General features: G+C 36.8%; 12 protein-coding genes. 2 read left to right on the plus strand and 10 right to left on the minus strand.

Annotated features, from left to right (window positions below; genetic code table 11):
• Positions 1-116: 116 nt before the first annotated feature.
• Positions 117-1,694 carry a peptide chain release factor 3 gene (locus GX311_10920; protein ID NLK16894.1) on the plus strand — a complete coding sequence of 526 codons (1,578 nt, stop codon included), beginning with the start codon at positions 117-119 and terminating at the stop codon, positions 1,692-1,694.
• Between the two features lie 818 nt (positions 1,695-2,512).
• Here GX311_10920 and GX311_10925 read toward each other — a convergent pair.
• The gene (locus GX311_10925; protein NLK16895.1) at positions 2,513-2,665 is read right to left on the minus strand and encodes a hypothetical protein; all 153 of its coding nucleotides are present in this window, start codon (positions 2,663-2,665) and stop codon (positions 2,513-2,515) included.
• A 121-nt stretch (positions 2,666-2,786) separates the two neighbouring features.
• Between GX311_10925 and GX311_10930 the strand changes: the two genes are divergently transcribed.
• Entirely contained in the window at positions 2,787-6,203 is a 3,417-nt protein-coding gene (locus tag GX311_10930; GenBank protein NLK16896.1) for a DUF2436 domain-containing protein, read from the plus strand.
• Positions 6,204-6,318: 115 nt separating this feature from the next.
• Here GX311_10930 and GX311_10935 read toward each other — a convergent pair whose 3' ends face one another.
• The 9 genes from GX311_10935 to GX311_10975 all read right to left on the minus strand — a co-directional run.
• On the minus strand, positions 6,319-8,847 hold the full coding sequence (locus tag GX311_10935; GenBank protein ID NLK16897.1) for a fused MFS/spermidine synthase: 2,529 nt from the start codon (positions 8,845-8,847) through the stop codon (positions 6,319-6,321).
• A complete protein-coding gene (locus GX311_10940) occupies positions 8,837-9,634 on the minus strand; it encodes a rhomboid family intramembrane serine protease (protein NLK16898.1) in 798 nt (265 codons plus the stop codon). Before GX311_10940 ends, GX311_10935 begins: the two co-directional genes overlap by 11 nt.
• Positions 9,635-9,819: 185 nt before the next feature.
• Positions 9,820-10,947, minus strand: a complete 1,128-nt coding sequence (gene dnaN, locus GX311_10945) for a DNA polymerase III subunit beta (protein NLK16899.1) — start codon at positions 10,945-10,947, stop codon at positions 9,820-9,822.
• A 251-nt stretch (positions 10,948-11,198) separates the two neighbouring features.
• Positions 11,199-12,236 (minus strand): DUF4340 domain-containing protein, encoded by a 1,038-nt coding sequence (locus GX311_10950; GenBank protein NLK16900.1) that lies wholly within the window; start codon positions 12,234-12,236, stop codon positions 11,199-11,201.
• A gap of 30 nt (positions 12,237-12,266) precedes the next feature.
• Positions 12,267-14,009, minus strand: a complete 1,743-nt coding sequence (gldG, locus tag GX311_10955; protein ID NLK16901.1) for a gliding motility-associated ABC transporter substrate-binding protein GldG — start codon at positions 14,007-14,009, stop codon at positions 12,267-12,269.
• 22 nt (positions 14,010-14,031) lie between these two features.
• On the minus strand, positions 14,032-14,763 hold the full coding sequence (gene gldF, locus GX311_10960) for a gliding motility-associated ABC transporter permease subunit GldF (protein NLK16902.1): 732 nt from the start codon (positions 14,761-14,763) through the stop codon (positions 14,032-14,034).
• A gap of 214 nt (positions 14,764-14,977) precedes the next feature.
• Positions 14,978-15,505: a tetratricopeptide repeat protein gene (locus tag GX311_10965; GenBank protein NLK16903.1), complete on the minus strand. Its 528-nt coding sequence runs from the start codon at positions 15,503-15,505 to the stop codon at positions 14,978-14,980.
• A gap of 164 nt (positions 15,506-15,669) precedes the next feature.
• Entirely contained in the window at positions 15,670-20,766 is a 5,097-nt protein-coding gene (locus GX311_10970) for a T9SS type A sorting domain-containing protein (protein NLK16904.1), read from the minus strand.
• Positions 20,767-20,778: 12 nt separating this feature from the next.
• Positions 20,779-21,687 (minus strand): T9SS type A sorting domain-containing protein (locus tag GX311_10975; GenBank protein ID NLK16905.1); only part of this gene is annotated, 909 nt, incomplete at its 5' end.

Genomic DNA, 21,687 nt, shown 5'->3' on the forward strand with positions numbered 1-21,687 from the left:
CTCATGATTTTATACCTATAAATTTTGAATAGTAGTAATTATATATTCTGTTTTTCATTTCAGAATATTACCTTTGTGCCCGCAAAAGACAACTGCGATAAAACAACCCATCCATTATGAGTTTTTCCAATGAAATAAAACGGCGTAAAACGTTTGCAATTGTAAGTCACCCGGATGCTGGTAAAACAACACTTACAGAAAAATTACTGCTATTTGGCGGTGCAATTCACGTTGCCGGAGCCGTAAAAAACAACAAAATAAAACGAGGTGCAACTAGCGATTTTATGGAAATAGAGCGACAACGCGGGATTTCTGTAACAACCTCGGTTATGGGCTTTGAATATAATGGATTTAAAATTAACATCTTAGATACCCCTGGACACCAAGATTTTGCCGAAGATGCATATCGAACTCTAACAGCTGTAGATAGCGTAATAGTTGTTATTGATGCCGCAAAAGGTGTTGAGCTACAAACGCTTAAGTTAATGCAAGTTTGTAGAATGAGAAAAACTCCGGTTATTGTATTTATTAACAAGTTAGATAGAGAAAGTAAGGATCCTTTTGACCTGCTTGATGAAATAGAAAACAGACTCGAAATATCAACCGTTCCACTTAGCTGGCCCATTGGACATGGTAAGCAGTTTAAAGGTGTTTACAACATTTTCGATCACTCGTATAACGCATTCACAGGTACTGATAAACAACATGCAGAAAAACCGATAGTTATAGACAACGACTTCGATGAAATTGAAAAGTTTATAGGTCAGGATGCCACTATAAAACTCATAGAAGATGTAAATTTAATTGATGGTGTATATCCACAATTTAATCAAGAAGATTACCTGAATGCAAAAGTGTCCCCTCTCTTTTTCGGAAGTGCCTTGTATAACTTTGGTGTTAAAGAATTACTAGATACGTTTGTTAAAATTGCACCACACCCTAGGCCAACACAGGCAATAGAGAGAACTGTAAGTCCGTTTGAAACAAAATTTACAGGTTTTGTATTTAAAATTCATGCTAACATGGACCCAAATCATCGCGACAGAATTGCTTTCGTGAAAATATGTAGCGGACGTTTTCAAAGAAACACCAACTATCTGCATGTACGCATCGGAAAGAATATGAAATTTTCAAATCCCACTTCGTTTATGGCATCAAAGAAAGAGCTTGTTGATGAAGCATTTTCCGGAGATATCGTGGGATTATATGATGTTGGGAATTTTAAGATCGGTGACACTTTATCTGAAGGAGAAATCATTAATTTCAAAGGTCTTCCAAGCTTTTCACCTGAAATATTTCGCTATATAGAAAATGCTGACCCTTTAAAATCAAAACAACTATCCAAGGGAATTGATCAACTGATGGATGAAGGAGTTGCACAGTTATTTACTAGTGTTTCTAACGGTCGTAAAATTGTAGGAACTGTTGGTGCTCTACAACTTGAAGTAATAGAATATAGACTTCTGCACGAATATGGAGCAAAATGTCGCTGGGAGCCTGTACAATTTTTTAAAGCTGTTTGGTTTGAATCTGACAACAAAGACCAACTATCTGATTTTAAGAGCCGTAAACATCGCCAGCTAGCTAAAGACAAACATGAAAACGATGTTTTTCTGCCCGATAGCTCCTACGAATTAGAAATGGCTCAGGAAAAATTTACCGATATAAAATTCTATCTAACTAACGAATTTTAAGCTTTTTGGCCAGCCGTAAAACTCTAATACTAAGATGTTTTGAATAGTACCTCAAAGATTTGTCGTACTTTCTAGGACGAAAAAAATTAAGTTAATAGCTATGCTATTTTTACAATTTTTGCTCTTCGCTTCGTTATATTAATAATAAAAAACGACTTTAAATTGGAGATCAAGCACCTCACATTCAATAACTTAGTCTATTGAACTTTTGTATTGTATGGTTATTTTAACACAATGTTGTGTTTTTGTATTGGTGAAAAAATCCGGTTTTTTAATATGGTCTCAGATCTTTGCATAAATTTTGTTTAACATTAAGTTAAACATCTAGCGCTAACTAACATTATAAAATAACTTAAAATCGTTCAAGACATGATTAAAAAATTAACACTTTTTATTGCTGTGATGTTCGTTTACTTTGGAGTATTCTCACAGCAGTACGTTACCCAAACAGAAAAGGGAACAGCAAACGAGCAACAAAATAGTGATGTATTAAAAAGCTCCTATTCAATGCGAGCCGACACTATTTTGATGCATACAGACACAGTTACTACATGCAATGCTATCTTCTACGATAGTGGTGGTGAAACAGGCGGCTACGTAGGAAGAGAGTCATACACTCTTACGATATTACCAGCAACACCAAATTCGCAAATCGTGGTAACTTTCTTAGAAGTAAATATAGACGCAAGACATGACTATTTGGAAATTCACAATGGAACAAGTACAAGTAGTCCACTTATCACAACATTAAAGGGAACATTTGTCCCGGAAGAGCCGTTCTATGGAGAAAATACTGACGGAGCTCTTACATTCCATTTTTATAGCAACGCTTGGTACCATGCAGATGGATGGAAAGCTACTGTAGAGTGTTTCCCACTTTTACCAAAAAACTTAATGGCAGTCAAGTTAAACACTGCTGCATCAGCAACAGCCAATGAATCTAAAACTGTTCCTTTTGTTATTGAAAACAAGGGAACTGAATCTGTTTTAGGTAGCCAATATACAGTTCAACTGCAAGATGCTGCTAATAACGTATTGGCAACATCAAACGGAGTTGACCTTATCTCAGAAGAGAGAGATACTATTGACATTATGTGGACACCAACCACAGTTGGACAAGTTGACGTTAAAGGCGTTATCATATTTGCTGAAGATGAACAACCTGACAACAACGCTACCGAATTAACCACATTTACTGTATATCCTGAAGGAAGCTATGTTGCAGAAATAGGTGCGGATTCTGTTTTACTAACAACTTTACGTATTCCTTTCGACTTTTTCTGGAAAAACAGTTTCAGTCAAACTATTTATTTGAAAGAGCAAATTGGTATCGAAGAGGGAACAATTGTATCTATTGCATATAAATATAGCTTTGTAGAAGCAATAAATTCAAAAGGCGTACGAGTTTGGATTGGAGAAACAAATCAGTCAGACCTTACCGGTGGACTCATTGATCCAAATACATTGACATTGGTTTATGATGGCAATTTGGATTTCCAAATCGGAGTGCAGGATCTTGCAATCAACTTACAAACACCATATGTTTATAACGGAAACAACCTGGTTGTTTACACATACGGAGAGATGGATGAGCAAACCTACGCTGCTGAGAATACCTTTTATATGACTGATGTAGGAACACAACGAACCCGTTACAATCAAAACAACTTCGAAATAGACCCTTTAGCACCAACATCAGGCTCATTAACATACTATTCGCCTAACATAACACTCAGTTTTTCTACAATACCACCAGGATCAATTTCGGGCAACGTAACATGCGATACTAATCCCGTAGAAGGTGTTACTGTTAAAGTGGTTGGTAGCACACGAATAACAACTACTGATTCAGTTGGAAATTATGAATTATTGAATTTGCAACCAGCAACGTATAGCCTAGAGTTTAGCAAATTTGGTTACACTACAGTTATTGTAGAAAACATTCAAGTTAATTCAGGTGCTAATACTGTTACTAACACCACATTGTCGATGATTGACCAAGTTACGGTAAGCGGCACTGTTACAGCAAGTGATACAGGCGAACCATTAGAAGGTGTTGTCGTTAATTTAACTGGTGAGGTTAACTATACATCTACCACTGACTCAACAGGACATTACTCTATGTCAGATGTTTTAGGTCTTGGAAGAGTTTACGAAATATCTGCTGAAACTGGAGGTTATCAACCATATACAGAAACTATAACTGTAGAGAATTTTGATATAACCCACAACATTGCTCTTAATGAGATTCCTTATCCTGCTAGAAAAGTTTTTGCAGAAATCAATGAGCCAAATGTTAATGTAACCTGGAGTGACCCACTTTCCGGACCTATGGGCGATCCTCAATGGATTCATTGGGATAACGGTGAAAACGATGAAGGTATCGGAACAGGTGGAGACATAAACATGACTATTGCACAGCGCTTTAGTGTTGCAAACATCCAAGCATTAGGTGTAGTTGATATGTCTGTAACGAAGGTAAAATTCTTCCCAAGAGCAGAAGGTACATATACTGTAAAAATATGGACCGGTGGTTCGGCAATAGACCCGGGAACTTTAGTACACGAACAACTTGCAGAAAATATTGTAGTTAGTCAATGGAACGAAGTTGTTCTTACAACACCTGTAACAATTCCTGCAGCAGAAGAACTATGGTTCGGAGTTAATATCCAATCAACAGGATACCCTGCCGGTTGTGATGCAGGTCCTGCTATTACAGGATTTGGTGATTTAGTTAATATGGGTAGTGGCTGGCAGACTCTACTTTCCATATCATCTGATTTGGATTGCAACTGGAACCTAGCAGCCTACGTCGACAATGCAAAAGGTGTTGAAACAAAACTTAGCTTACTGAAAGCCGAGTACGAAATGAATACTTCCACAGTAAATCTTAAAAATAGTACAGCTTCGGCAACAACTGCAAATACTGTAAGCCTGCACCGTTCATCTGATTTTGAAAACAGTACTTCAACAGCAAACAATGCAAGCAGAGTATTTATTGACTATTCAGTATATCGCTTAGTTAGAAATCAACCGCAAACAGAATGGACAGAGTTAGTTGCTTCAACCACTGACACTATATACACCGATACTGTTTGGGAAACACTACCAGCAAATTTATATCAATATGCTGTCGTAGCAAACTACTCAAACAATGTTGTATCTGCCCCAACATTATCCAATATTCTTGCAAAAGATATGGAAGCTGAATTTACACTTAATATTGCTACCAACAGCAATGATCCTGTGGTAGGTGCCATTGTTACATTAACTAACTATGATGGCAATAGTGAACACGCTTACCAAGCAATGGTTGGAACACCATCAATAACATTCCCGGGAGTTTGGAAAGGTCTTTACAAAATTACTGTTACTATGGAAAAATTCGAACCATTTGTTGCAGATAGTATAGTTATTAATTCAGATACATCATATTCGGTTACTTTAATTGAAATTATCAAAACACCATTTAATCTAGAGATAACACAAGATGGTAATAACGAAATCTTTACATGGAACAATGGGGTAACAGTTATCCTCGAAGCTCACGATGTTTGGAACGATGGTACAGGCTATCAATTGCTACTTGATGCTGATGCAGATCAGTACGGACAAACAATTCCCGTGAGCGGAAATATGTATGAAAGTTGTGCTGCACCTGATAATTTGTACGATGTTTTCGAATACATGATTCCCGAAAATGCAGATCCTGTTTGCACCACTCAAAATATAGTGGTCGATGGAGAAGTTTCTATATTAATCCCAGCCGGCACTTACGACTACTGTATTGTAAACCCTGTTCCTGGAGACAAGCTATATATTGCTGGAAGCGAGAATGCACGTAAAGATAACTACGTATTTGAATCAGGTAAAACGTACCGTTTCCTTGTAGAGTATGGTGGATTCAACGATCAGGTGACCATCATCATTACAGATGACGATTCAGGAAAAATAGTTGGCATTGAGAAATTCGGAAATCAACCTGGTGACGAAAGCCTACGTAGTGGAGAGGGTAATTCTAATCAAATCAATGGTATATCTATGCTCAACATTGGCGACTACTACCCTGGTGCACCTAGTAAACCCAAATCATTTAGTGGATATACCGTGTATCTAGACGAAGAAGAAGTGGCATCAGGTATTATGGAAGAAACCTACACATTTATTAATGTTCCAGGAGGTGCACACACTGCTGGAGTTAAAGCCGTTTACACTTCAGGTTCATCTGAAATAGTTGAAATATCTTTTACAGTTGGTATAGAAGATAATATCTCAGCGCAAAAGGTTGTACTATATCCTAATCCAGCTACTAATGTGCTAACAATTTCACGCGAGAGTACTTCTAACGCCACAGTTGAAGTTTATTCAAACAATGGTGTGATTGTTAACTCGTTTGAAATGAACGAAGCTATTAAAGAGATTTCGGTTTCTGACTTAAATAGTGGAATTTACTTCATACGCATTATTGAAAACGAAACAATTTCGATTCAAAAATTTATCAAACAATAATCTTGAATAGTTTTTTAATAAACACAGAGGCGGGCTTTTAAGTCCGCCTCTGTATTTATTGCTAATGTGTCATCACCCGATAGACTCAGTGACCGTGTGCTCGGTGACAGCATAACTAACGCACATTAAATTTCTCGGCACGGCTGTAGAATTCCAACATCAAGGGGTACTCGATATTTTCGGGGTTTACCATGCAGGCTTTTTCTATATATTGAAACAGCTGCTTCCAATCGTCGTAAAACATATAAACCAATCCTTTAGTAAAATATTGGTTTCCCTTTATAAAACGCTGCATTTGTACTGTGTCAGTAACATTATTGAAAACTCGCCACATTCCATCGCGATTGTCATTCAAAAAATCGAGGTTTATAGCAATATTATCGTCTCTAAGGCTGTTAAAGGAAAAATAGTCGGTATAAGCTATATTATCTGTGTTGATTTTATAATCGGCTGTAATTTTCTCAATAGCAACAGCATCTAAAACCAAATTAGCAGCCAAATAGTATGGATTATTTAAAAACAGTTTGTCGTCAGAGGTTTTTTGCATATTGTTACTCCAAATTCCAAAATCAATATCTATTGGTTTCATAGAACCTATTAAAATGGCATGATAGTGCCCCAACCAAACGGTTGAATTTGGAAATACTGAGTGGAAGGTCTTTATTAATCCTAAAAAATCGCTCAAGCTCAGTTTGTGCAGTGGCAAATATTGTGAAACCATACCATTTTCAGTCAACCTGCTACGACATAGTTTAAAATATTCGTAAGTATAAAGACTTCCTGAACCCAAAATAGGGTGCGTAGGGTCACTTGAAATAAGATCGTACTTCTTATCAGTTGTTTGCATAAAATGACGACCATCATCTTCATAAAATCTTAATCTACTATCGTTGTGTATATTGTTGTTAATTTCTGTATAGAAATGTGCAACGTCCGTTAGACTTTTTACAAGTTCAATACAATCAATATTTTCCACATCTTTGTGAACGCCAATTGCTGCGGTTGTCACTCCAATACCAAATCCAACAACTAACGCATTTTTGCAATCCAAACCCAACAAGAACGGTAGATGACCAACCATTTTTACCGCCTTTATTGCATCGTAACTTGTGCCAATTACCGCACTATTGTTGACATACGTTGTTAATATCCGGTTATTCTCTACAATATCCTCGCCTACAACGTAAGTGCCCTCAATACTCTCTTTGTAGGCAACAATGTTTCTACCACTTTTGATAAATGAAGGTGGCAAAACTTTGGTGTTGGTTTTAAATTTACCTATTCCTAGAATAACTGCAATGCCAATTAAGCTTGCAACGACGACTTGTTTCGATACCTTAACTTTTTCTGCTCTAAGTACATAAATCAACGTTATTAAAAATATTATCCCCGAAAGCACTAACAAACCTTTTAGTATCCCAACTACAGGAATCAACAAAAAAGCCGCAACTAACGGTCCTAAAACCGACCCAACAGTGTTGAACATAACAACTGTTCCTATCTGTTTCCCCACTTTATCGATATTATCGGAATAGACCGCGCATGCCAATGGAAACGCAAATCCAGATGTTATAGATAGAGGCAAAACAGCAACAACAGAAGCAATAAAAGGTATGCCTAAAACTCTAAACAGCTGATTGTTAAAGATATCTCCTAAAGGGAACATTATAAACGATGGAATATTTTGAATTATAAAAAGATTTAACACTGTAATTGCACCAAACAGTACGAGTAAAAGAGTCAACGCCGAAACTGTTGGTGCATGTTTTTTACTGTAGTTCTTAAACCAATAGCTGCCAATAAAATAACCGATAATTACCATTGACGAAATAAGCGCAAATGAATATACTGTGTTTATCAGGTAGATTTTAAATACTCTGATAAGTATAATTTGCATGGCACTCATAGAAAAACCAAAAATCACTGTCGAAAGCAAAGCAAATCTATTTGCACGGTTTTTATTCTCTTTTTTACTTTTGCTGTTGGTATTTTTTACAACATCTATTTCACTATCAAACAATACATTACGTTGTCTATAGATAATGACAGCTGTTATTATTATCAAAACTGTAGCAAAAGAGACTGTCTGGAACTGTCCGAAAAACCTGTTTAACAAAAATCCCGTAAGCAAACCTCCCAACGCACTTCCCAAGGTATCTAATGCATATATATTTCCTACTGATTTAGCAATTTCATTATGAGTGCGAGTAACTATTTTTGTGGCTAAAGGCAAAACACCCCCCATAAAAAACGAGGGGATAAATAGCAGTACCACAACAAGAGTATAAATAATTGCGGTTACGACAATGGAGTTGTTTATAGTTTGCAAAAGTAAATTTTGAAACCCTGGCAATATATTGTTGATTGCCAGATAGACAATAAATCCACTAACACCAAAGCTAAAAAGCAGCTGTCCAAACAGTTTTATAATATTTACATTTGGCTTTGCCCTGTTTCCAAAGTAAAGCGAACCAAAACCATATCCACCCATAAAAATCGAGAGTACTAAAGTCGATGCCGATACTGTTGCTCCGAGTAGATTTGATAAGGCTCGAAACAGGTTAATTTCAAATACTAAAAATACGAACCCGGCTATAAATGTGGCTAAGAATATCTTTCTTGATAGATGTTTGCTACTGTCCATTGCTATTATTATTTGTTTTGTCTGTTTTTGAAGATTCTGACTCTTCAAAATTATACTTTATTTCTTTATAATTAAGCCAATTGTCAATATCTGTTGAGGTTTTAAACATCGAGGTTGTTGAGTGATTGTTATAATAAATATACTCTTCGTTGTTAATTATTTTTAATTCGCTCTCGTCAATATCTTGATTATCCTTTTTTGGTGTGGGTTCAGGAGTATCTGCCCAAACTTTATCTTTCTTAAAATATATACCTGCGACAATACCCCACAAAGCTCCAAAAAGATGAGATTCCCAAGATATATTCTCTTTTGTAGGAAATATTCCCCAAATCATGCTTCCGTACAAAAACACAATTATCAGAGTAAATGCAGCCAGATTGCGTTGTCTTTTAAAAAACGCCATTGTTACCAAATACGCTGCAAAGAAATATATAAGTCCACTTGCGCCTATATGACAACCTGCATGCCCTGATATCCATACACTTATATTAACCAATATTATTCCGGCTGCGGTAACAATCAACACTCGGTTTGGGAAGTAGTAAAAGAGTCCTGCCATAAACAGATATAGCGGTCCTATATTTGACCACAAATGTTGCCAATTGGCGTGAAGAAATGTTGATGTAAGCAAACCCCACAATTTTGTAAACTCGCGTGGATAAATACCGTGACACCCTTTAATGGGCAGTATATGTATGAATACAATAAGTGCGCAAAACAAAAGTGAAAAAAACATGCTATTTCGCAAATGTTTTGACTCTAATTGTTCTGTTGATGATTTGGACATTGTATTAATGATTTCGGGTTTGAATGGGCTTAATATTGAACACAGATAACACAGATGAAACGAATTTTCACGGATCTTCGTGTTGTAGAGACGGAGCATGCTCCGTCTCTACAAAAATACAAAAACGTGGAATGTTTTTTAGGTCATTCCACGTAATTGTACAAAATAATATTCACTATTTAAAACTAACCTTCAATTGTTATTGGCATAAGTAGCATTAACACATCTTCTTCTTCAATTTCTTTTTCCATTGGATATAATAAAATTGCCCTTGATGGTTCTGAAAGCTCTATAACAACCTCTGATCCAGAAAGATTGGAAAGTATTTCTAGCAAGAAAACTCCTTTGAAACCAATAGCCATATCTTCTCCGTCGTAGTTGCAACTCATTCTTTCGTGACCGCTTATAGAAAAATCAAGGTCTTGCGCCGAAACATTCATTTCAGTTGCTGTCAAATTAAGTTTGATAAGCTGTACTGCTGGATTTGCATATAACGAAACACGTTTTAAAATGCTTATTAAGGTATTTCTTTCTATGCTAAGTTTAAATGGTTGATTAGTCGGAATAATTCCCTCAAAGTTTGGATATGTGCCCTCTATTGTTCTGCAAATAAGAGTCATTGTGCTAAAACGTATTTGCACATTTTTATTATCTACAAGAATCTCTAATTGAGTATCATCTTTTGGTAGCAAATTTTTAAGAAGTCCCGCCGGTTTACGAGGTAAAATTAAACTTGTTTCAACATCTGATTTTACATCTGTACGTTTGTATCTAACTAACTTATGTGAATCGGAAGCTGCAACAACCATCTGCTCAGGAGAAAAACCAAAATATATGCCTGTCATAATTGGTCTTATTTCATCATCAGAGACAGCGAATAATGTACTGTTAATTGATGACACAAAAGCTTCTGAAGTCATGTTAATTGCGATACTATCTTCTTTTGTTTGCTGTGGAATTTCGGGGTATTCGTCCCCATCAATACCCATTAAACTGTATTTTCCGTTTTCGCTGATTATTTCAATACTGTAATTATCGGTATCGATATTGAAAGTCAGGGGCTCATTAAATTCCCTGATTGTGCTCAACAATCGGCGCGCATCAATTCCCACTGAACCACTACCCTCTGCTGTTTCTAATTCAACAACAGTAATTAAAGTAGTATCTAAATCCGAAGCTGTTATTGTCAGTTCTTTTTCATTAAGTGTAAATAGGAAATTGTCGAGAGCCGGAAGTGTATTTTTTGCATTAATTACTCTCACCAACGATTGTAGGTGATTAAGTAAATCGGTACTTGGAATAACAAATTTCATATGTAAATATTTTTTTAGTTTATAATTTCACGTAACCTTACTCTGTTAAGGCTACAGCTTGTATTGAGTATAACTTTAAATATCAGCAAATAACAATAATTCTGTTACCAGGATCACAAATTTACCAATTTTTAGTGAAAAACAATGTATGTTTTTGAATTTGTTTTTACACAATTGAGTTAAAAGTTTGTAAAGCCGTGCATTGAGCGTAGATGAAGTGTTAAAAGTTTATTAAGCGTTGCACTGCATTGCTAATTGATTACGGGTCTAAAATCATTAAATTGTCGGAACATTAACAAATATGTGTGTGTTTGAATAATCATCCAATCGTTGTTATTGTTAAAAACCCACATATTTGATGGATACAGTGTTCTCTCCATTGGATCTATCTGCTCGCTAACATCTGGTATTTCGTAAAAATAGTAGTTCTGAATACTGTCTTGTGCATCGGTCAAACGAATAGTAAATAATGGGATTGAGTTTCTTACACTATCCTTAACTTCGTCTGAAAGCATATCTACAAACATGCTAAAGTTCGCTATCTCAAACTGCTCTATAAACCCCTTTACAGATAGTGTGTCAAATGAAGTTGCTTTTTGCATATCTACGTTATACAACTCATATTTAGCAACTTCCGGTTGCACGATTGTGAAATTCGCCCTTTTATTTTCTGTATAATCGAACTCAACTCTTTTAATATCGTCTGGCTTTTCTCCTATAAGCAAATTGCTTCGCCAGTTTTTCTCATCTGTACTAAACCTGCTCGACAAGTAACCCCTAAATCCAGGTATTTCCAAAACATACGGAGTATCTGAACCTTCTAGCAACATGTATGATCCTAAGTTATCTTGAGTTACGCCACCTATATACATTGTTTTAACATTTTTAGTGCCTTGGTAAATTTCAACTTTCATTGATTTTGAAGACATTTTCCGTAATATCTCTTCGCGCGCAGATATTGCCACAGGCATTTTGACACGCATCTGAAGAAGAGTTTCAAGCAATAGTTGAACAGCATCTTGACGCGCGGGATACTTATTGTTTAAAACCCACGTATTACCTACTCTGTCTAATGTTACAGAACGACTGTTTTTATCAACAATAAATATTTTTGTTATTGAAGCAGTATCGCGAACATTAAAACTGCGCAATGAAAGATTAGAGTACTTATTGTCAAACTTCAACAGGTCTATTGCTCTCGATTTCCCAGCAGGAAGGAATTGCGCAATAATCACAATTGCCAATAAAATAGAGAGCGCAATTATATATGGTCTAAGTTTTTTACTCATTTTATTACAAATTTAATATGTTGGAATTAGTTAAGCTCTGGTATATTTACGATGTCTAAAATAACTGAACAGCAAACCCAATATTATTACTATTGCCGGCGGAAAAACAACATTAATTATCTTCCAATTAGCTTGCTCTTTAACTACTTTTCCTCTATCGAGTAAACGTAATTTAAGTTTGCGTCCGCGTAGTTTCATTAAATCATAATCGCCTATCAAATAGTTTACTGCATTAAGCACAAACTCCCTATTCCCATTATAATAGATATCCTTAAACCACTTGTCAGCTCCTAACGGATACGGAACTTTGTTTTGATCTAATCGTGAATAGTAGTTCTTGATGATATCCCCGTCTGAAACAACGATCATAGACGTTGGTTTTGATATTTCTCTATATCTGAAAATAGGGTTCTTTGCTATTTCATCAACAATTCTATTTTTGAACAGCGATTCAAATTCGCCTTCAAGAAGTACAGCTACCGGCAAAGGATACGCCTTAAATGCGTTTGGATTTGGTCTTTGATTAATTATGTTCAAGTCCACAAGCGAGGGTGTACTGACGGCTCTGGAGTATTCAGACGTTGTAAGAATTATTGTTTTATCGATTTTTGTACCTGTTCCAATAGTATCGATTGTACTTGGGAACTCTAAACGTATTTTCCCAACCAATCGTGTAATTGGCGTATTGCCTGATGGTATAATAACCGGAAAATATACCCACGGCACTGGGTTAAACTGTGGCTCAGCACCGGCTAATGCCGTGTTTACCGGTATTGGGGCAGCTTGCAGGTCTTGTATTATGTTGGGATTAATTCTGACCCCATATTTGAACAACATATCATCTAAATTCAACTCACGACCAAGAGGCATGGCGGTTGTTGTTCTTGAGTTTGAAAGACTGTCCATGTTTACATCAATATAGTCTAACAACCACAGAACTTTACCTCCGTGCATAATATACTGGTCGATAATATATTTGTTCTTATCGCTAATTTTTTGATACGGTTTTGCAATAATTATGGCATCGAATATCGGACCCTGTATTGTATCAACTAAGGAAAATACCTGCTCTTGGAGGTCAAGATACCCCACTTCGTACATTTCCGATAAGCTTACTGCTGCATCGTAGGTTTCAATTCTTTCCAACCCTCCCCACCCTTCTAAGAAAGCTACAGATTTGGGTGTTAATACAGTAACGTTTTTTATTGCGTTTAGGACTGTGTATTCAAGTCGCTCTTTTGCCTCATTAATAGATTGTTCTATCGGGATATTTGGGTTATCGGAGTTATTTGAAAACAGATTTACGTGTATTTGTCTTTCGCGATAACTAACAGTTAACGAAGGAAATACATATTTTTGCACCACTCCGTCTTTAGTTTCTGTTCTTATGGTATATGGTCGCATTCCTTTGCGCATCAAATCTTCATATACCAATCTTCGGTTCCCCGGATCAGGGTCTTCAGATGGGTTAACGAAATCAAACTCAATTTTCATTGGAGCTATTGCTCTGAAACCGTTCAACAGGTCTAAAACAGCTCTTTTGAGTTCAACAAAATCGCTTGGCAGATCTCCCTCGAGATATACTTTAAAAAATACTACATCTTCGAGTTTCTTTATTGTCTCTTCTGTAGAGGGATTTATAGTAAACCGCTTATCTTCAGTTAAGTCGATACGGAAATATAGTCGCGAAGAGATAAAGGCTATAAGCACGAAAATCAATACACTTGCAACTAACTGCCCTATTTGCCAACGTTTTAATTTTTTTCTTTCCATCTCGGGATAATTTTTTTCAGAGTTACCATTTTCGGCTTTGTAGTTTTACTTTTGTAAAAAGTAGAAACAAAATCACCATTGATACAAAATATATAATATCACGCGAGTCGATAACTCCTCGACTTATTGACAGATAGTGTTCATTAATCCCGATTTGTCGAAGATAAAATCCCACATAGCTATTTCCCATTAGCGTAGCCAGTGAATCAAAAACAACAAAGAAAGTGAAGCAAAGTGTCAGAGCTATAATAAACGCCACTATTTGGTTTGATGTTAATGATGAGGAAAAAACCCCAATGGCTACGTAAATTGCTGCCAGAAAGAAAAGTCCAAAATATGAACCTATCGTGGCTCCATGATCCATATTGCCGACCGGACTTGCCAATCTGCTAACCGAATAGTAGTAAATCAGCGTAGGTATAATTGACAATATTACAATTGTTAGCCCTGCAAAATATTTTGCCAGGACAATCTTCATATCCGAAATTGGTTTTGTGAAAATAAGATTCAGTGTTCCGGTTTTCTTCTCTTCTGTAAAAAGACGCATTGATACGGCAGGAACAAGAAATAGGAATATCCATGGGGCGAGTGCAAAAAATGGGGAAAGATGTGCATAACCTGTCTCAAGAAGGTTCATATTTCCCGGAAACACCCACAGAAATAGTCCTGTTGATAGTAAAAACACTACTATTACGATGTATCCGGTAAGCGAACTAAAAAAACCGGTTAACTCTTTCTTAAATAGTGGATACATATGGTTTATTGATTTATTCTATTGAGGTGCAAAAATAGCAAAACTATTAGCAATGTGCAATTGCAATGAACAATGTGGCGCGCTTTGTTAATTATTTAATTAATAGTTAACGTGGGTTGTGTTTTTAACGTATAGACAGAGCATGCTATGTCTCTACAATCGTCACGGTACCCACAATTGCCAAAATTGCCACACATACGTTAAATGTTCATTGCTAATTGCTTTTGTTTTTTGCTTCAAACTCTCTAATCAATTCCTCCGGAGACTTCCCTAAATTTTCGATTAAAATTTTGGTATCGTTTGCCAACGGATGCTCAGGGTATTTTTCAAGAAATTTTTCATAATACTCACGCGCTGCATCAATGTCCATTACGTTGTTATCGTAGGTAAAGCCTATCAAAAAAATAACATTGCCCATATTTGGAAAATCTGGATAGCCTGACTCTATCTGTTTTAAATATGATATGGCTTTAATACCTTGATTTATGTACAACGACGCTTCAGCCGCACGATAAAGATATATTGGGCTTAAAGAGTCTTGTTTGTACGCTTGCCAAAACAGGTAGTAATTATCAATCAGTTCGAACATTTCATCTGGCGTTGCCGGTCGTATTTGTCTTATACTGTCGATAAACATTTCATGCTTGCTTATATTTTCGATATGCTTCTCTCGTGAATCTGTTTTTTGCGAGCATGATGCTACTATTGTAATTAACAGGAAGATGTAAACTAATTTTTTCATTTGTGTCTGATATTGAAATTTATTAATATTTTGCTGTTCTTATACCAATTTTAATTTAAAAATAGTCCAAAAACAGGATACGACACAAAGATACGACAATACTTTCAGATACTGTCATAAAAAATGTGTAGAGACACTTAGTTTTGTGTCTCTACACAAAAGATTTATTGAACAATCAATTTTACTGTTTCAACAACAAGACCTTTTTCCACCAAACGCACATGGTAGATACCAGGTGTAAACTCGCCTGTATGCAAGGTGTTTGTGGTGCTGATATTTTGCAGTTTTGAGACCAACTGTCCACGTTCGTTAAATACCTCTATGGTACAGTCTTGTGTGCGACTGCTACATAGTGTTACTTCTACTTTCGCAGGGTTGGGATAGAGGAAGAAATAAGGTTTACCTTCAAGTAACTGCTCGGCTTGATCTTCAAATTGGGAATCGACAATTTGTGATGGTTTTATAACCAACGGTTTAGCTCCAACCTCTTTGCCTGTATCGTATAAACGGCATAGGTAAATTCCCGGCTCGAACTTGTCTGTAGCCACAAGTATCTCGAAAGCAGGTTTTGTAAGTTGTTGCTGATAAACTTCAACCCCTTTATTATTAAATAGTCGCAGTTCTGCACTTTCGAAAACTTCGGCAGCTAAATTGTACTTGACTATAAAGTAATCCTCTGCTGGGTTAGGATTAATCGAGAATGCAAATTCGTTCTTTTGAACAACTGTACTGCCATGACCTTTGCCCTCATCTTCCTCGGGCAAAGTTATTTCAGGAAGCGGGAATCTTGCTTGATCTACCAAAACCAATATAGCGCGGGCAATACTACCAGCTTGTGATTCAGTATCCTCAGCTAATTGATACAAAATGCTCTTTTGCTCAGCGCTCAAATTAAAGTAGTTGCCATCTCCAAGTGCAACGTGGATATCAACAATTTGAGACATCTGATTGTATTCGTCTAATTGTGAGCCTTCAAGGTTGTACTTATTTGGCAATGACCCAAACAACTCCTGAGCTTGTGAAAAACGTTGGGTTGACAAATAGCGGTCTATCATCATATAATCGTAATAGAGGGTGTTTTCGGCTAACATTAACGCTTCGGCTTCGGCTGAACGGTTGGCAGTTGAGTCGTTAAGGTAGTAAGAAATTAAGTCGGAAAGCAGCACCTCTCTTTGCCATATTTTTTCAGCAACCTGCATCTCTATCTCCTCTTTTGCTGAAATTATGTCAAGTCCGCTATTTATGATTTCACGCAGATATTCGGGCATTTGGTTTATGCGGTTATCTAATGCCTCCTGAACTTCTGCGGATTTTGCTGCCTGTGGGTTTGCCTCTAATATATTAGCAATAAACAGATTGGGCAGAACCTCCTCTTCTGAAGCTGTTGTTACCAACACATCTTCCGATAGGAATGGCGATTTATCCAACAGATCATTCAATAAATTGTACTCCTCTCCACTTTCAGCATCTTCAACAGTTTGCACTAAAGCGGGAGTATCTCCACCATCAACCAATCGGGATAGAAACTCCTCCCCACTTTCAATATCTTCATTTAGACTTATAAGCTCCTGTTCAGTAGGAATACGGTCGTTGGGATTACGGTCGAGACATTGATTGATGCTCGTAGTTGGGGACAGGTATACTCCCCTTTTACATAATGGCTCATGCTCTTGATTGTCATAATGATGATAAATCATGATCGAAGTTGCATTTTCCGTATAAATTTCGGTATTCGTTCCATTACACTCCGGAAAAAATTGGTTTCCTGTCGGTAAGTTCTCTGAACCTTGTAACCAATGAGCACCGTCCTTGACTATTTTTAAATGATAGTTGTTATCATTTAAAATATTGCAATTAAGTTTTAACAGCGGATTTTCAGAGGCATATATCCCAGTTTCCAATTTACTTAAATTATTTTTATAAATCTCTTGAAGCCCAGTTCTATTAGCAATAATACCTATTCCAGAATTATTACCTCTGATATTGTTTTGCATTATTTTAAAATTATTGCCACTAAAGGCAAATATTCCGCAATAAGCCGGATTCAATATAGTGTTATTGATGATTGTTCCAGAACAATTCCCATCGTTAGTGATGGCTATATGGTTGTTTTGAAACGAGTTTTCTTCTATTGTGGTATTAGCTGAACTTAAAATATAAATTGCACTTTCAAGGTTGTTAAATATATTTGATATTTTGTCACCGAAATTCTCTCCTAGAGCTGTAGCGATAATAGTAGATTTTGTTCCTTCCAAAACAATTCCGTTACCATGATATTTTTTGTACGACGTAAAGGTGTTTCCAAGTATCTGAACCCCTTTAACACCCCACAACCAAATAGCTGTTGAACGTTGTTTTAAATAATCAAAGTTATTTGTTGTTTGAAAGGTACACTTTTGTATATAACTACGATTGTTTATTTCAATATTTGGGTTCTGTGGTGAATAGTTTCTGTATTCGTGCATGACAATACCATTATCACAGTCCTTGAAATTTGCACCTTCGGCACATATAATCCCACCTCCATATACACCTGGATTGTTTCGGTCGCCCGCAAAAATGCCAAAAACAGCATTTTCGATTATTGCCTCATTTCTCAGTTCTACCACGGGTTGTTCTTCGGGGGTCTGAGGTGCGAGTCTGTTGCCGTGCAGTTCAATACCATACCACTGCTTGTTACATACGTTAGTAAGTCTGATATCTTCAAGAATCAGTTTACCACCGGGTTTCACAATTATAGAAGATTCGTAAAAATTTAAGACAGACGATTCGGGTGTACTTTTAATTTCCAGTACGCCCCCAGACTCAACGATGATTGGTAAGGAAATCAAACGTCCTTTGTTTTCCCAAACTTGATGATCGGTTATTATTCGTGGCTCAAGCAATACACTAGCTGGGTTAATTCCGTCTATAATGACTCTTCCTAAAGTGTAAGAAATATTTTGAGTATCTCTCTCGAACGCGAGGACTGCTCCGTTTGCAATATTCATGTAAGTGTCAAGATCGAAAATAATTTTACCATTGCCACGAATTATTAGTCTGGAACATGGTTCCATTTTAAAAGTGGCATTGTTCTTTATGTGGAGAGTTGCATTATCTGATATCTCATAAGTCGAGCCTGACTTTAGCACCAAGCTACTATTGTCTTCTACAGAGACGTGAGAATTAGTCTCTTGTTTGAAATAAGCACAGTCAAGTAAGGTTAAGAAAGTTGGATTGATAAAATCGTTTGCCACCGTTTTTGTATGGCGATTTGGAACCCCCGATTTTACTATTCTAAGCGTATTTCCCTGTTTTAAAATAACATCAGCTTCGTTATCATCCCTTTGTTTTACGAGTTGTATGTCACCCGCCCAGTTCTTAGAGGAGCGTATTTCATTGTCGTTAAAATCAATCTTTATTTGGAATGAACGGTCAACTGTATTGAATGATAAAATTTTAACAGAAATATTGTTCAGTATATATGGTTCTATAGCCTCTTGAGCCATACTGTATTTGGGATAGTTTAATATGGGAACTATACCGGATAGCCCCACTTCATCTCCTTCCTGAAAAGCATCTGATCTGCGACCCAATATCTCCTTAGATACATGGTTCAGACCCGAAAGTGCGGCGTAAGTTAGTCGGGGCGTAGGCTCAATCGACTCTTTTATTATAAAATGAGCCTCGTTTTTTGCGGAATTAGATCCAGTATTATATAGGATTGTATTATCATATGTTGGAGGTCCCAAAGGATTATTGGGGTAGTTGTCTGGATATGAGCTAAATGGACTTATACCTGAAATCGGATTCTCCTCACCACGTGTGAAAGTAAACAACACGTTTCCCCAAAAGACTTCTGGATTACTCGTGGCAAGCGTAGAGTGTGTATAGTTAAAATTCCCTTGTGCATTAAGGGCTTTAAGTCCATTCGCTCCTGGACCTAATGCAGGAAATATAGAATCTCTAGAATAGCGTGTATTGTCTATATACATATATATCCCTTTTTCAGGTCTGGGGATAGTGTCAAAGCTATTATCATTAGGGTACCACAAAGATGGAGTGGAACCCTCTCCACTTTTAAAATCCCACGCGCTAAGCCTTTGGTGGTTCTCTATCCAAAGGTAGGTGCTTTCTACGTGTGGAATCTTTATCCTTATTGCATCACCGTAGGTAACAAAATCGCGAATCGTATAAATACCTGTTTTATTTAAATGTTCGGGTGATAAAATATCTGCATCCTCATTATTACTTTTAATATCAATCCAACCTAGCAAATATCGCTCCCAAGCATTGGCAGATACCATATACTCGGAACCTTTAATCATACCCCAGCCACCTGCAGAAAAATGCCATCTACTACCAACAACCCCGTTGGCTCCAAAAACATGAGGACAATCAAAAACGTCGTGTGCTATTTCGTGTACAAACGACTCTTGCACAGCATATTTGTCGCGCAAATTAAGTGTTAACGTATAAACAGTATTAAAAGAGTAGATACCAATAGTAACACCAGGTGCTCCACCAGCAAAACCTCCGTGAGAACCACCCCATGTATTCATACCTGTAAAAGGCTGATTTGTCCAATCAGGGGAGTACCTCCAAATAAATATCAAACAGTCAACTATACTATCGGGATTCGATAAAGAGTTATCGTATAAGTATTTGGGACGGTTGGTGCGATTGTCAAAAACTGAAAAATCGAAACTAGGATAGTCTCTACTTATTTTTTCCATAACCTTTTTATTACACCAATACCATTCATCAGCAGGAGGGTTACCACCGGGTTTAATGTTTATACGAACGGGTTTGTTGGTCTCAGGGTCTTTAAATGCTTCGCCCGTAAACCTAAACTTTCCCATGGACATATCATGATAATATCGAGATATGCTTTGGTTCTGTGGATTCGCTGCAATTACAGTAACAAAGTCGCTTAGGTTCTCAAACAGGAAGTCGTCCATCTTACCTGTCTCAGGATCGACGTAGCTTGGAAGTCCTTGGTTGTCTCCTTGTGTTATATGTGCGGGCCAATCTTCATTGTTCGGGTCTTGCGCACCTACATTATTATCTTCGAAACCTGCAAAGATGACCAACACTTTTAAGTTGCCTTTAGGTGTAAAAGCCCAGCCATACGGTGACCATATTTTTTCTCTTGGTTCGCCAGTTTCCATTCCCTCTAAATCGCGTGGATCGTTAGAGTCTGGCATAATGATTTGAGCAGGTACTATAGTTGCCCAAGAAATGATCATTAGTGCTGAAATTAAAGTCTTGATAGATTTCATAATCGTTAATTTTTATTGTTTTATGATTTTTTGATAATATATTTTGTGTGTTTTTGTATCTTTGGCTACTATTGCATAAATTCCTGTAGGAAAACAACTTATATCCAATTCATAATTTATCTCTCCCACTATATTTGCTGTGTGTATGGTAGCTCCTGTAATAGTTTGAACAGTAATTGTACCTGTAAATCCATTGACAAAACTTAGTGTTACCTTATCTGTTGCTGGGTTAGGGTAAACAACAAACTTTTCTGTTTCCCTAATTTCCGGTTCAAGTCCTACGAAACCGTTTGGGTCTGTCTTTACAAGAAACATATACCAAAGAACATTTCCATAATCTTGACAATTAAGGCAACCTGAGGTAAAAAAGACTACTCCGCCGTCGTCGGCTTCGGCAACACTTTTGTATGCCAGCTCGCGAGAGATGGTATTGTCATAACCTCTCCGCCAAACCATATTGCCGTCTCTATCAGCTTTTACTAACCAAATTGTATGAAAGAAAAGATTTGATATTTCACCAGCCAATATAACGCCACCATCGCTTGACGATGTGGTTGCCATAAATTCAATCTTTTTTACTCCATTCATCAGATAATCAGAGTACTCGTGCGCCCATAGCGAATCCATATTATCGTCGTATCTGATAAGGTATTTTGGACTCTCGTCATATTCCTTAACCCAGCGGTAAGGTATTCGATAATATCCAAACTCTTTGTGTGGGAACATCATTGAGTATTGAGAGTGATTTTTTTCTTGAATAGGATTAAAGTCATAATCGCTAATAAAATTCATTTGTGTACCGTCACCTGGAAATAGAGGTGGATAACTTATAAATAGTTGATTTCCATTTACATTTTCGGTTGACGTTTCATAAAAGCCCCCCCCCCCCGTAAGACATTTATGCAGGGTATCAATTTTTAC

The sequence above is a fragment of the Bacteroidales bacterium genome, assembly GCA_012519055.1.
Classification (GTDB): domain Bacteria; phylum Bacteroidota; class Bacteroidia; order Bacteroidales; family Salinivirgaceae; genus JAAYQU01.